10 protein-coding genes are annotated in these 13,081 nt (G+C 56.5%); 5 read left to right on the top strand and 5 right to left on the bottom strand.

The genetic code is table 11. The annotated features are described in order from the left end of the window. Nucleotides 1-197 precede the first annotated feature (197 nt). On the bottom strand, nt 198-1,790 hold the full coding sequence (nadB, locus tag BQ7483_RS14750) for an L-aspartate oxidase (RefSeq protein ID WP_022020805.1): 1,593 nt from the start codon (nt 1,788-1,790) through the stop codon (nt 198-200). A 98-nt stretch (nt 1,791-1,888) separates the two neighbouring features. Here nadB and BQ7483_RS14745 point away from each other — a divergent pair, with 98 nt between their 5' ends. Beyond that, on the top strand, nt 1,889-2,296 hold the full coding sequence (locus tag BQ7483_RS14745; RefSeq protein ID WP_022020804.1) for a PH domain-containing protein: 408 nt from the start codon (nt 1,889-1,891) through the stop codon (nt 2,294-2,296). Nucleotides 2,297-2,786: 490 nt separating this feature from the next. On the opposite strand, the gene BQ7483_RS14740 is transcribed toward BQ7483_RS14745, so the two are convergent. Beyond that, the gene (locus BQ7483_RS14740) at nt 2,787-3,182 is read right to left on the bottom strand and encodes a hypothetical protein (protein WP_022020803.1); all 396 of its coding nucleotides are present in this window, start codon (nt 3,180-3,182) and stop codon (nt 2,787-2,789) included. Between the two features lie 175 nt (nt 3,183-3,357). On the opposite strand from BQ7483_RS14740, the gene BQ7483_RS17620 reads away from it, so the two are divergent. The 4 genes from BQ7483_RS17620 (at nt 3,358) to BQ7483_RS14720 (ending at nt 9,753) form a co-directional block, all read left to right on the top strand. Beyond that, a complete protein-coding gene (locus tag BQ7483_RS17620) occupies nt 3,358-3,900 on the top strand; it encodes a DUF4890 domain-containing protein (protein ID WP_139247671.1) in 543 nt (180 codons plus the stop codon). 406 nt (nt 3,901-4,306) lie between these two features. Beyond that, nucleotides 4,307-5,785, top strand: coding sequence for a TlpA family protein disulfide reductase (locus BQ7483_RS14730; RefSeq protein WP_072546408.1), 1,479 nt, complete (start codon nt 4,307-4,309; stop codon nt 5,783-5,785). Between the two features lie 270 nt (nt 5,786-6,055). Continuing rightward, nucleotides 6,056-8,674, top strand: a complete 2,619-nt coding sequence (gene mutS / locus BQ7483_RS14725) for a DNA mismatch repair protein MutS (RefSeq protein ID WP_072546407.1) — start codon at nt 6,056-6,058, stop codon at nt 8,672-8,674. Between the two features lie 440 nt (nt 8,675-9,114). Continuing rightward, nucleotides 9,115-9,753 (top strand): hypothetical protein, encoded by a 639-nt coding sequence (locus BQ7483_RS14720; protein WP_072546406.1) that lies wholly within the window; start codon nt 9,115-9,117, stop codon nt 9,751-9,753. 99 nt (nt 9,754-9,852) lie between these two features. Here the strand turns inward: BQ7483_RS14720 and lgt are convergent, their stop codons facing one another. From lgt to ychF, 3 genes are all read right to left on the bottom strand, one after another. Then, complete coding sequence (gene lgt, locus BQ7483_RS14715; RefSeq protein ID WP_072546405.1) at nt 9,853-10,746, bottom strand: prolipoprotein diacylglyceryl transferase; 894 nt, start codon at nt 10,744-10,746, stop codon at nt 9,853-9,855. Between the two features lie 74 nt (nt 10,747-10,820). Then, on the bottom strand, nt 10,821-11,735 hold the full coding sequence (locus tag BQ7483_RS14710; protein WP_072546404.1) for a ketopantoate reductase family protein: 915 nt from the start codon (nt 11,733-11,735) through the stop codon (nt 10,821-10,823). Nucleotides 11,736-11,976: 241 nt separating this feature from the next. After that, on the bottom strand, nt 11,977-13,080 hold the full coding sequence (ychF, locus tag BQ7483_RS14705; protein ID WP_072546403.1) for a redox-regulated ATPase YchF: 1,104 nt from the start codon (nt 13,078-13,080) through the stop codon (nt 11,977-11,979). Between the last annotated feature and the right edge of the window lies 1 nt (nt 13,081).

Genomic DNA, 13,081 nt, shown 5'->3' with positions numbered 1-13,081 from the left:
CAAGGTAGAGCCTGCATCCAATTCTGCCCAAAGTCGGGTTTAAACCACAGGAGCCTTATGTTTCAAACCCACAGGGTGTATGTTTGAAACATAAGGCCTCCATGTTTGAAACATTCACGCGGGCCGTTGCCAAGGCCTTCTGAAGCCGGTGAGGAGAATGCTTTCTGCCGGTTGCGATGAATGTTTACAACCTGCTGTCATTTCTTTTTCCCGTCGGCCTCGTCGGCGTGGTGCGGATAGTCGATGGTGTAGTGCAGGCCGCGGCTTTCCTTGCGCTCCATGGCCTGCTTCGTGATGAGGTAGCCCACGTTGATCATGTTGCGCAGTTCGCACAGCTCGCGGGTGGCCTTGCAACGCTTGAAGAGGCGTTCGGTCTCCTCGTAGAGGATGTCCAGGCGGTTCCAGGCGCGGGTGAGGCGCACGTTGCTGCGCACGATGCCCACGTACGACTCCATAATCTGGTTCACCTCCTTCATGCTCTGCGTGATGAGCACGCGTTCCTCGTTGCTGATGGTGCCCTCGTCGTTCCATTCGGGGATGTCTTCGTTGAAGTCGTAGCGTTCCAGCACGCTCAGGGCATGCTTGGCGGCCGCGTCGGCATAGACCACGGCTTCGATGAGCGAGTTCGAGGCCAGGCGGTTGCCGCCGTGCAGGCCCGTGCACGAACATTCGCCGATGGCGTAGAGGCGGCGGATGCTGCTCTGCCCGTCGAGGTCCACCTTGATGCCTCCGCAGAGGTAGTGGGCGGCGGGAGCCACGGGGATGTAGTCCTTCGTGATGTCGATGCCGATGCTGAGGCATTTCTGGTAGATGTTGGGGAAGTGGCGCTTCGTTTCTTCGGGGTCCTTGTGGGTGACGTCCAGGTAGACGTGGTCCTCACCGCGGAGCTTCATCTCGTTGTCGATGGCGCGGGCCACGATGTCGCGCGGGGCGAGCGACAGGCGCGGGTCGTACTTCTGCATGAACTCCTTGCCGTCCATCGTGCGGAGCACGCCGCCGTAGCCGCGCATGGCCTCGGTGATGAGGAAGGCGGGGCGGTCGCCCGGATGGTAGAGGGCCGTGGGGTGGAACTGGATGAACTCCATGTCCTTCACCGCTCCCTTGGCGCGGTAGACCATGGCGATGCCGTCGCCCGTGGCCACCAGCGGGTTGGTGGTGTGGCGGTAGACGGCCTCACAGCCTCCGGTGGCCATGACGGTCACCTTGCTGAGGAAGGTGTCCACCTCGCCCGTGGCCTCGTTCAGCACGTAGGCGCCGTAGCACTTGATGCCCGGCGTGTAGCGTGTTACGATGATGCCCAGGTGGTGCTGCGTGATGATTTCTACGGCATAGAAGTTGGTGAATATGGTGATGTTGGGATGCTGCTTCACGGCTTCGATGAGCGAAGTCTGTATCTCGGCTCCCGTGTTGTCCTTGTGGTGCAGGATGCGGAACTCCGAGTGTCCGCCTTCCTTGTGCAGGTCGAATGTTCCGTCTTCCTTCTTGTCGAACTTCACGCCCCAGTTGATGAGCTCCTTGATTTGTGCGGGCGCGTTGCGCACCACCTTCTCCACGGCGGCGCGGTCGCTGATCCAGTCGCCCGCTATCATGGTGTCTTCGATGTGCTTCTCGAAATTGTCCACGGCCAGGTTGGTTACCGAGGCGATGCCTCCCTGTGCAAAATAGGTGTTGGCCTCTTCCATTCCGGCCTTACAGATGAGGGCTACCGTCCCCTTTTCCGCCACTTTCAGGGCGAAGCTCATACCGGCTATCCCAGAGCCGATGACGAGGAAATCGAACTTTCTTACCATAACGATTATGTATTAGCTGGATGCAAAACTACAAAATAAGTGCGTTGCTTGTGCGTTTTGCCGCCGAAAATCCATATCTTTACCGCAAAAAAAGAGAAATGATGGACCGAGTTTTCCATGCCCGCATCGGTGCGGCCCAGTATCTGGCACTGCTTCTGTTTACCTTCATGCTGGTCTACTGCCTGTGGGTGAAGTATATTCTGATAGCCGTGTTGTGGGGCATTCTGTTGCTCCGTTTCATTGAGAGAATCATCCATACCACCTATACGCTGACTGCCGACGGGCGGCTGATTGTTTACGGCGGGCGTTTTTCGCGCAGCCGCGAGCGCCGGTTGGCCGAGGTGGTGTCGGTGGAGCGCCGTTCGTCCATGCAGGTGGCAGGCCGTGCGCTGGTGCACTATGTGCTCGTGATCTATCAGGACGGCAAGCACGATGCCCTCCAGCCCGTCAACGAGGCGGAGTTCGTGCGGGTGTTGGAGAAGAGGAAGCGGGAGACGGCTTCCTGACACGGTGCTTCTGATTTCACTCTTTTGGAAAACAAACTGATGGAGAAAGCGCTTTTTGGCTGACCACACCTTTTCCCCATCCGTGCCAACGGAAGGGAGAAACAGGGTGTGGGCAGCCTTTTTTGATGGGAAAACGTCGGTTTGGGCGGGGTAAAGTGTATGTTTTCCCTCGGCAGCGTGCAGGTTTTCCCTCGACAAATCGGATGTTTTCCCTCGATAAAAGCATTGTTTTCCGAGGGGAAAGGCATTGTTTTCCCCGCTTTCGGGCTTCGGGGCGGCTGTTTTCATGGTTCCGGAGCCTGGAAGGGCGGCTTTCCGCTCCGTTTTTCTTCCAGAATTTTTGTAAGGATTTCGCTATCGCGTTGAAGCATAGCGGATAAGGCTCTCCGTGCTTCGTCCGTTGCCGCCGGCCTGTCCTTCGGGCCGAACGGAGCGATTCTCAGGCGGTCGGCGTGTCAAAGTGTCAATCTGTCAACGTTCCGTTTTCGATTCACTGGTTGGTCTCAAGCAGCCCGATGAGGAACTCGCGCTGGAGGGAATAGCTGCCGCTGTGCTGCTGGATGTATTTCAGCAGCTGGACGCCTTCCTGGCGGAGGCGCGACTTCAGCAGGGGATTGTCCTCGTCCACCTCTTCGGCCAGCTTCAGCATGTTGACGGCGGCCAGCTCCAGCTTCTCCATGCCGTCGGGCGTGCCGGCATAGCGGGCCGTCAGCTCGTCGGCACTGGTGTTGAGCAGGTCGCGGGTGTCGGTGCCCAGTATCTGGCGCGTCAGGTGGTCGTAGTCGTCCCAGTCCTTCTGGCGGATTTTCTTCTTGTGGAGCAGGGCCTCCACAATCATGGAGACAATCTGCTGTATCATGCGTATCAGGTAGTCTTGTTTGATCATCGTTCGGTGCTTTTCTGTTATCAGTCGTCGGCGGGGCGCGTTTATTGCAGCCGGGCGGCGAAAAAAACGTATTTCATCGTCAAAACTGCCCCGTTGGTCTATTCTGTTTTCATATTATCGGGCAGCCCGCTACATTTGTCGTGTCAAATCCAATGAACCCAAGGAGGAACAGCATATGAAACTGAATATGAAACCCGTTTTGCTTTGCATCGGCCTATCCATGTTAGCCCTGCAGGCACAGGCTCAGGAGCTTCCTGAGGCAGCTCCGGCTCCGGAGAGCCGGGCGTATCGCGAGGTGCCCAATCCCGAAAAGGCTGCACGGAAAGAAACGGACCGCCTGAAGGCTGCCCTGAACCTGACCGACAAGCAATATAAGAAAGTCTACAAGCTCTTGCTGAAAGAGCAGCGCGAACTGCTGGAGAACCGCATGCAGCGTCCGCCCCTGATGGATGGTGAAGGCGGCAGGGGTCCCCGTCCGCCCCACGGAGGCGGCATGCTGCCGATGGGTATGGGCGGAGGCCGTCCCGAAGGCATGCATCGTCCGCCGATGGGAGCTCCGAAGCCCGAAAGTGCCGACGACCTGCAGAAGCGAATCGAGAAGAAGAACAAGAAGATGAAGAAGATACTCACCGAAACCCAATACGACCAGTGGCTGGGCATGAGCCGCAAGCCGATGCCCGGACACAAGCCCGAGGGTGCGCCGAAGCAAGAAGACTGATGATGAGTGAGGAGTGATATCGCCGGCGCATGAAAGGTGAACCAGCCGTCGTTTCCTGTGTAAGGGTCAGGGAATGGCGGCTGTTTTTGTGAGGGAATGGTTGGGCCGCCGTTCGCGTACGGGCATAAAAAAAGGAGTACCGCTGTACTCCAACCTTTGTTAACCTTAAAATCTAATACTATGAAAACACATTGCAAAGGTACGGACTTTGGGGAAACCTGCAAATTATGGGGCGGGAAAAAGCTGTTTTATAACATGTATTAAAACATTTACAGCTTTATTTGGATGTTTTCCTGCATTTTGCAGATTCGTTTGCATCTCCGAGAGATTCGTTTTCTTATCTTTGTTGCATCCTGCCAGGGCGGGGTAAAACGATGTCATGTCCAACGATGTTATACGATTGCCTATGAAACCTTTGCTTTTTTTGTTCTGTCTGTTTCTGTGCAGCTTCGACGGCCTTTGGGCCGACAGTCACGAACCCCTCCGGACGGCTGTGGTACAGGGCCGCATCCTGAACCGGGAAGTCTATCCGAATGAAAAGGAACTGCAGCTGGTGCTGGTATCCTTTACCCCCAGTCAGGAGACGGTGTACAAGGCTCCTGTCAGGGAAGACGGCACCTTCTCGTTCAGCGTGCCGCTCTGCGGGGCGGTGTGCGAGTTTTCGCTTCGCAATTACGCACCGCGTCTGTATCTGGCGCCGGGCGACAGCCTCCGTCTGCAGATTGATTTCAAAGACCTGTTCCATCCGGTGGTGGAGGGGACTTCGGCCACACTGAATCAAGGTATGCTGGCTTTTACGGAAGGAGGTTTCTACAGGCCGGATTATGTTTATATGGACGATGTCGGCTCGTCGGCAGAGGCGTTCGGGCAGGCCGTGCAGGCGGAGTATGCGCTCCGGCAGCAGAAGCGGGAGGAGTTTCTGGAGCGTTACCATCCCACAGTCGAGGTGGCTGAGCTGACGGAGCGTCTGTTGCGGGCCGACTATTACGCCGAACGTTTCCGATATGCACAGCAACGGATCAGGAGGCTTTATGGGCAGAAGCAGGTGGACTGGCAGAAGGAGATGGCTGCCTGCGAGGCGCTGATGCCCGAGGTAGACGCGTTGCTGGCCGACAAGATTATCACCTCCGCTCATTTCCGGCTGATGTATCAGCTGAAGTTTTATTTGAGGTACCGTCGCGCCGTGGCGGGCGACCTTGATTTTACCGGCAAGGACCTGGTGGACGAGCAGCAGGGCAACAGGGTGGCCCAGTTCCTGCTGGCCGACCTGTTGGGCGCTTCGCTGGCGGCCAACGATACGGTGGCCATGGATTCCGCCCGTCAGGAATATGACGCGCTGGTACAGGTGCCCGTGCTCCGCCATTCCCTGAGCTTGCTTTACCGGCGGACGGCCGACTACTTGCGTCGTCCCGAAGCCTTTTCCCGCTACCTGCTGCATGGCGATGCCGACACTCCCGAGGCGGAACAGTATATGGCTCCCCTGCGGTCGCTGATAGACAAGCATCGGGGCAAGGTGCTCTACATCGATTTCTGGGGCGTGTTCTGCCCTCCCTGCCTGGCGGAGATGGAGCCGCTGAAGCAGTTGCGTGCCCGATACGACACGGACGAGGTGGCGATGGTCAGCCTCTGCGTCAGCGGGAAACGCGCTGATTACGAGCGGATATTGCAGCGTTTTTCGTTGAAGGAAACGGCGTTGGAATGTCTGTACTGGGAAGACTTTGCCACGCGTGAAGTCTTGCAGAAAATGTCCAATCATTTGGGGCAGGACAGAGTACCCTACTTCCTGCTGGTGAATAAAGAGGGGGTGATTGTGAATTACGGTTCGGCCCTCCGTCCCAGTTGGCCGGAGACGGCTGTCCAGATAGACGGCTGGAAGGCCCGGTGAGCAGGCCCGTTCGCGTACGGGCATAAAAAAAGGAGTACCGCTGTACTCCAACCTTTGTTAACCTTAAAATCTAATACTATGAAAAACACGATGCAAAGGTACGGACTTTTGGGAAATCTGCAAATTCTGCAAGAAAAAACTGATGTTATATAACATGTTTTATGAATATGCGCTATTTTGTTAAGGGTTACTAAGGAATGGGAGCCTGCAGATGCTTGTTTTCTAAAAAAGATTTATCTTTGTTTCTGTTTAGTTTTTAAGCCGATACACATGAACGAAGATATTGTCCTTACACCGATGATGAAGCAGTTTCTCGACCTCAAGGCCAAGCACCCTGACGCCGTGATGCTGTTCCGTTGCGGAGACTTCTACGAAACCTATTCGACCGACGCCATTGTGGCCTCCGAAATCCTGGGCATCACGCTGACCAAGCGTGCCAACGGCAAGGAGAAGACCATCGAGATGGCCGGTTTCCCCTACCATGCGCTCGACACGTACCTGCCCAAACTGATCCGCGCGGGCAAGCGCGTGGCCATTTGCGATCAGCTGGAAGACCCCAAACTGGCCAAGAAGCTGGTGAAGCGCGGCATCACGGAGCTGGTGACGCCCGGCGTCAGCATCAACGACAACGTGCTGAACTACCGCGAGAACAACTTCCTGGCTGCCGTGCACTTCGGCAAGGGGGCCTGCGGCGTGGCTTTTCTGGACATATCGACGGGAGAGTTTCTGACGGCGGAAGGTCCCTTCGACTACATCGACAAGCTGCTCAACAATTTCGGCCCCAAAGAGGTGCTCTTCGAACGGGGCAAGCGGCCGATGTTCGAGGGCAACTTCGGCAGCAAGTTCTTCACCTTCGAGCTGGACGACTGGGTGTTTACCGAGACGACGGCGCGCGAAAGGCTGCTGAAGCACTTCGAGGTGAAGAACCTGAAGGGCTTCGGCGTGGAGCACCTGAAGAACGGCATCATCGCTTCGGGTGCCATCCTGCAATACCTCATCATGACGCAGCACACGCAGATAGGCCACATCACGTCGCTGGCCCGCATCGAGGAAGACAAGTACGTCCGGCTGGACAAGTTCACCGTGCGCAGCCTCGAGCTGATGGGCTCGATGAACGACGGGGGTAGTTCGCTGCTCAGCGTCATCGACAAGACTATCTGCCCCATGGGTGCCCGCCTGATGAAGCGCTGGCTGGTGTTCCCGCTGAAGGATGTGCGCCCCATCAACGACCGCCTGGACGTGGTGGAATACTTCTTCCGCCAGCCCGACTTCCGCGACCTGGTGGAGGAGCAGCTGCACCGCATCGGCGACCTGGAGCGCATCCTGTCGAAGGTAGCCGTGGGTCGCGTCAGTCCCCGCGAGGTGGTGGCGCTGAAGGTGGCCCTGCAGGCCATTGAACCCATCAAGCAGGCCTGCCTGGAGGCCGACAATACCAGCCTGAACCGCATCGGCGAGCAGCTCAACGTCTGCCAGTCCATCCGCGACCGCATCGACCGTGAAATCAACAATGACCCGCCGCTGCTGGTCAACAAGGGCGGCGTCATCAAGCAGGGCGTCAGCGCCGAGCTCGACGAACTGCGCCAGATAGCCTACAGCGGCAAGGACTACCTGCTCCAGTTGCAGCAGCGCGAAAGCGAGCTGACGGGCATACCGAGCCTGAAGATAGGCTACAACAACGTCTTCGGCTACTACATCGAGGTGCGCAACGTCCACAAGGAGAAAGTACCCCAGGAGTGGATACGCAAGCAGACGCTGGTCAACGCCGAACGCTACATCACGCAGGAGCTGAAGGAATACGAAGAGAAGATACTCGGCGCGGAAGACAAGATACTGGTGCTCGAGACACAGCTCTACAACGAGCTGGTGCAGGCTCTGAGCGAGTTCATCCCCGCCATCCAGATCAACGCCAACCAGGTGGCCCGCCTCGACTGCCTCCTGTCGTTTGCCACGGCCGCGCGCGAGAACAACTACATCCGCCCCGTCCTCTCGGACGACGACGTGCTCGACATCCGTCAGGGCCGTCATCCCGTTATCGAGAAGCAGCTCCCCATCGGCGAGAAATACGTGGCCAACGACGTGATGCTCGACAGCCGGACGCAGCAGATCATCATCATCACCGGTCCCAACATGGCCGGTAAGTCGGCCCTGCTCCGCCAGACAGCCCTCATCACCCTCATGGCACAGATAGGCTGCTTCGTGCCCGCCGAGAGCGCGCACATCGGGCTGGTGGACAAGATATTCACCCGTGTGGGTGCCAGCGACAACATCTCCGTGGGCGAATCGACCTTCATGGTCGAGATGAACGAGGCGGCCGACATCCTGAACAACCTGTCGCCGCGCAGCCTCGTGCTCTTCGACGAGCTGGGACGCGGTACGTCGACCTACGACGGCATCTCCATCGCCTGGGCCATCGTGGAGTACATTCACGAACATCCCAAGGCCAAGGCACGTACCCTCTTTGCTACGCACTACCACGAGCTGAACGAGATGGAGAAGAGCTTCGCCCGCATCAAGAACTACAATGTGGCGGTGAAGGAGGTGGACGGCAAGGTCATCTTCCTGCGCAAGCTGGAGCGGGGCGGCAGCGAGCACTCCTTCGGTATCCACGTGGCCAAGCTGGCAGGCATGCCCAAGAGCATCGTGAAGCGCGCCGACGAAATCCTGAAGCAGCTGGAGCGCGAGAACCGCCAGACGGGCACCGTCACGGGCAAGACCATCACCGAAGGGCCTTCGTCGGCCGGCGGCATGCAGCTCAGCTTCTTCCAGCTGGACGACCCCGTGCTGTGCCAGATACGCGACGAGATACTGAACCTCGACGTGAACAACCTGACGCCCCTCGAAGCATTGAACAAGCTGAACGACATCAAGCGCATCGTCAAGGGGAAATAAGATATTCCGGTTTTTTGAAAATGATTGACAGGGTGGGGCTTTTCTCCATCCTGTTGTTTTTTGCTGCCGTAGGAGAGGTTTCAACCCCGAGGGGCTTATGTTTGAAACATAGAGGCCGAATGTTTGAAACATACCCCCCCTTAGGTTTGAAACATTCTCTGGGAGAATCAAAAATGCAAGGAGGGAGCCGGTGCGGGCATTGTCGCGGATGGTTGGTAAAAAATAGTTATCGATGTAAAACCCTTACTCTACTCTTATAGCTATGTTTCCATTGGCCGGCCAATTATATCAATTCTTATTTCGAACTTATGTTGTTATTATTTTTAAGAATTATCAATATGATATGGCATAATTTAATATATTTGTAAACGCACATGAAAAATCTGGCCTTTTTGTGTGTTCAAACAGTTAATGAGGTCTTAACTTAAAATGTTTTTATTATGATGGACAACAAGCTTTTTACTTTTTTCGAGTTGGTATGGGGGTATATTGACAGAGGAACTTTCTATCGTGAACCTTTCAGATGGCTGTATGGAACTGTATCTGTTTTGAATCTGTTATTTCCGCCTTACATCATCTACACTGTCACCGACAGCGGAGTATTTGAATTCCTCTCCGGCGGCGATATCGTTGCCTGCGTGCTGGTCTTCTTGCTGCTGATATTTTTGGGAATCATGAGTTTCAGCCTATGGATGGACCGGAAGAAAAAGATGAAAGACATCCTTTTGGACAATAGCGATTTTGTAGCTATCCCGATGGTTTCTCATTTCATTCAAACCTTGGGCGAATGGCTTGGTTTCTATTTTGGAGTGGGCGGATGTGTGATTTCGCTTTTTTTTGTCGTTTTCGGATTAGGAGACTCGTTGGGTCAGCTGTTTGGAATACTTCCTTTGGGAACAGGCTTGTCAATGGTTGTGATTTATCCTATTGTGGGTTATTTGATTGTTGTCTCCGGCCGTTTGATAGCTGAGTTGTACAGGGCATTGGCATCAATAGCCAATAATACGAAACGTACAAATCCCGCCAAGGGACAGGAAGATACTCCGGCCGATGAAGCACCGGTAGGCACTGAAGATTGATCCCCTCCTTTCAGAGGAAACAGAAAGCCATTATGCTGGCTGGTAAACCGGCATAATGGCTTTGTTTTGTTTTTCAGCGGTCCCGAAGCCACGGGGGCGTCATGCCTTCTTCTGCCGTCCGTAGAAGAACATGAAGTAAAGGCCGATGAGGACGAAGGGCACACTGAGCCACTGGCCCATGTTCAGCGTCATGCCGTCCTCGAAGTCCACCTGGTTCTCCTTGAGGAACTCGATGAAGAAGCGGAAGACGAAGATTTCCGTCAGACAGAGGCCGAAGAAGAAGCCGCGGTGATAGGGCGGGGCAACTTGTGCGTCGGCTTTCGCACCCTTGCTGAAGTCGGTACGCGGGGTGGCGGGAGCCTGTTTCTGCCCGCGCTTGTACAGCCACACCATGCCGAGGAAGAAGACGAAATAGGCCAGCGCCTCGTAGAACTGGGCCGGATGGCGGGGCACCATGTCCACCCGCTCGAAGACGAAAGCCCAGGGTACGTCTGTCGGCCGCCCGATAATCTCGGAGTTCATCAGGTTGGCCAGGCGGATGAAGCAGGCGGTGATGGGGGTGGCTACGGCTATCATGTCGAGCACGTCCATGTAGTGCATCTTCGTCTTGCGGCAGTAGAGCCACAGGGCAATGATGAGGCCCAGGGTACCGCCGTGGCTGGCCAGCCCCTCATAGCCGGTGAACTTCCATCCGCCGCCGGGCAGGAACTTCACGGGGAGAATCATCTCCCAGAAGTGGTGCAGGTAGTAGTCGGGCTGGTAGAAGAGGCAGTGCCCCAGCCGCGAGCCTATCAGGATGCCGAAGAAGCAGTAGAAGAACAGCGGTTCGAACTTGTCGTTGCCAATGCGCCGGTCGCGGTATTCTTTCTGCACGATGAAGTAGGCAAAAGCCAGGCCGATGACCCACAGCAGGCCGTAGTAACGGATGGAGATGCCGAAGAGGTTGAACAGTTCGGGATCGGGGTTCCAGTGGATGTTGAGTAACGGTAACATGACGTTTCTTTCTTGGTTTTATGGTTACGGTTGCCAAAAGTAATCTTTATCCGGCAAAGAACAAAATTCGCAGGTCAGAGATTTTTGAACTTTTCTGCCACCATCCGGTAGGTGGGGATGTCGATGCCCTGCGCTTCGGCGGCGGCAATCATGTCGAACAGCAGTCCCTGCACCTCGCTTTCGTGTCCGCGGGCCATGTCTTTCTGCATGGAGGCGGTGCTGTGCGGGTCGAGCTTGTCCATCACTTTCAGATTGTATTCCACCAGGTCTTCCTTCGGCTCTATGCCCAGTTTGCGGCCCAAGGCGGCACTTTCGCGCGAGAGGCCGATGAAGGTGTCGCGCACGGGGCCGGGCTTCTGTACTTCGCCCATAGGCACGTCGTAGTAGGCGCCCGTCACAGCCATGGCCGAGATGAACGACCACTTGACGAAGGTGTCGCGGTTGATGTCGTCCGAGATTTCGGCCTTGATGCCGCTGTCCTGCAGGTCGCGCTGCACGGCTTCGAGTGTTTCACGGGGAACATCCGTGCCTTGGTGCGCACCATAGACCAGGCGGAAGATCCGTCCCATCTGCGTGATTTCGCCCCGGCCACTGACGAAGCCCACGATGTAGATGCAGCCGTCGAGCACCTTGACGCCCGGCACCAGCCGCTGGATGCGGGGCCCCGTGCCATAGACGTTGAGGATGGGGATGACGATGGTTTCTGGTTTCGACGCGCGGCGGATAAGGTCGGTGATGGAGTCGACGGAATAGCCTTTGACGCAGACGAAGATGACGTCCGCCTTATCCTGATATTCCTCGGCCGTACAGGCGGGGATGTGCAGGGTGTGTTCGCCCTTGAGGTCGGAGTGGAGGCGGAGTCCATGTTCGCGGATGGCGGCCAGGTGTTCGCCGCGGGCAATGCAGCTGACGTTCTTTCCCGCCAGCGCCAGGAAGGCGGCGATGCTTCCGCCTACGCCGCCGGTACCTGCAATGAGATAGTTCTTCATGCTGTATTTGTTTTTGAGGGTTGGTGTGTATTAGTTCTGTTTACATACTTTTCTTTTTCTATATAGTAGAGCCCTTCGCCGCGGTCGCCGTCTGTGCCTGCAGGGGAAGAACCAGAAAGGAGAGGAGGAGTGGGAGAATGGCTTTCATGGAGTTATGGTTGTTTTTGTATCAGGGGGTATAGTTTGACGAGGCCGTCCGGGTGCTTGCCCCGTGGCCTCGTCCTTTATCTTGTCTTTGTCCTTACACGTTGAACCGGAAGTGCATGATGTCGCCGTCCTGCACCACGTAGTCCTTGCCTTCGACGCTGAGCTTGCCGGCTTCGCGAACGGCGGCTTCGGAGCCGTACTTGATGTAGTCGTCGTACTTGATGACCTCGGCGCGGATGAAGCCCTTCTCGAAGTCGGTGTGGATGACGCCGGCACATTGCGGAGCCTTCCAGCCCTTGTGGTAGGTCCAGGCCTTGACTTCCATCTCGCCGGCGGTGATGAACGTCTCAAGATTGAGCAGGCTGTAGATGGCCTTGATGAGGCGGTTGCAGCCGCTTTCCTTCAGGCCGAGGTCTTCGAGGAACATCTGCTTCTCCTCGTAGGTTTCCAGTTCGGCGATGTCGGCTTCGGTCTGGGCGGAGATGATCATCAGCTGGGCGTCCTCACCCTTGATGGCCTCGCGCACCTGCTCCACGTAGGCGTTGCCGGTGGCGGCGGAGGTATCGTCCACGTTGCACACGTAGAGCACGGGCTTGGTGGTGAGCAGGAACATCTGGCGGGCGCAGGTTTCTTCGTCCTCGTTCTGCGGAACGACGGTGCGGGCGCTCTTGCCCTGTTCCAGCGCTTCCTTGTAGCGGAGCAGCAGTTCGTATTCCAGCTTGGCGTTCTTGTCGCCACCTACCTTGGCAACTTTTTCCACGCGCTTGATGCGGTTTTCTACCGTCTCGAGGTCTTTCAGCTGGAGCTCGGTGTCGATGATTTCCTTGTCACGAACGGGATCAACGGAGCCGTCCACGTGGACGATGTTGCCGTTGTCGAAGCAGCGGAGCACGTGGATGATGGCGTCGCACTCGCGGATGTTGCCCAGGAACTGGTTGCCCAGGCCTTCACCCTTGCTGGCGCCCTTGACGAGGCCGGCGATGTCGACGATGTCGCACACGGCGGGCACGATGCGCCCCGGATGGACGATTTCGGCCAGGCGGGTCAGTCGCTCGTCGGGCACGGATACCTGGCCCATCTGGGCGTCGATGGTACAGAACGGGAAGTTGGCTGCCTGTGCCTTCGCGCTGGACAGGCAGTTGAAGAGTGTGGATTTTCCCACGTTGGGAAGGCCCACGATACCTGCTTTTAATGCCATA

Origin of the sequence: Mediterranea massiliensis (genome assembly GCF_900128475.1) — a bacterium.
In the GTDB taxonomy this organism is placed as follows: Bacteria; Bacteroidota; Bacteroidia; order Bacteroidales; family Bacteroidaceae; genus Bacteroides; species Bacteroides massiliensis_E.
Note: the sequence above shows the minus strand (reverse complement) of the source record. Positions and strands in the feature narration are given on the sequence as shown.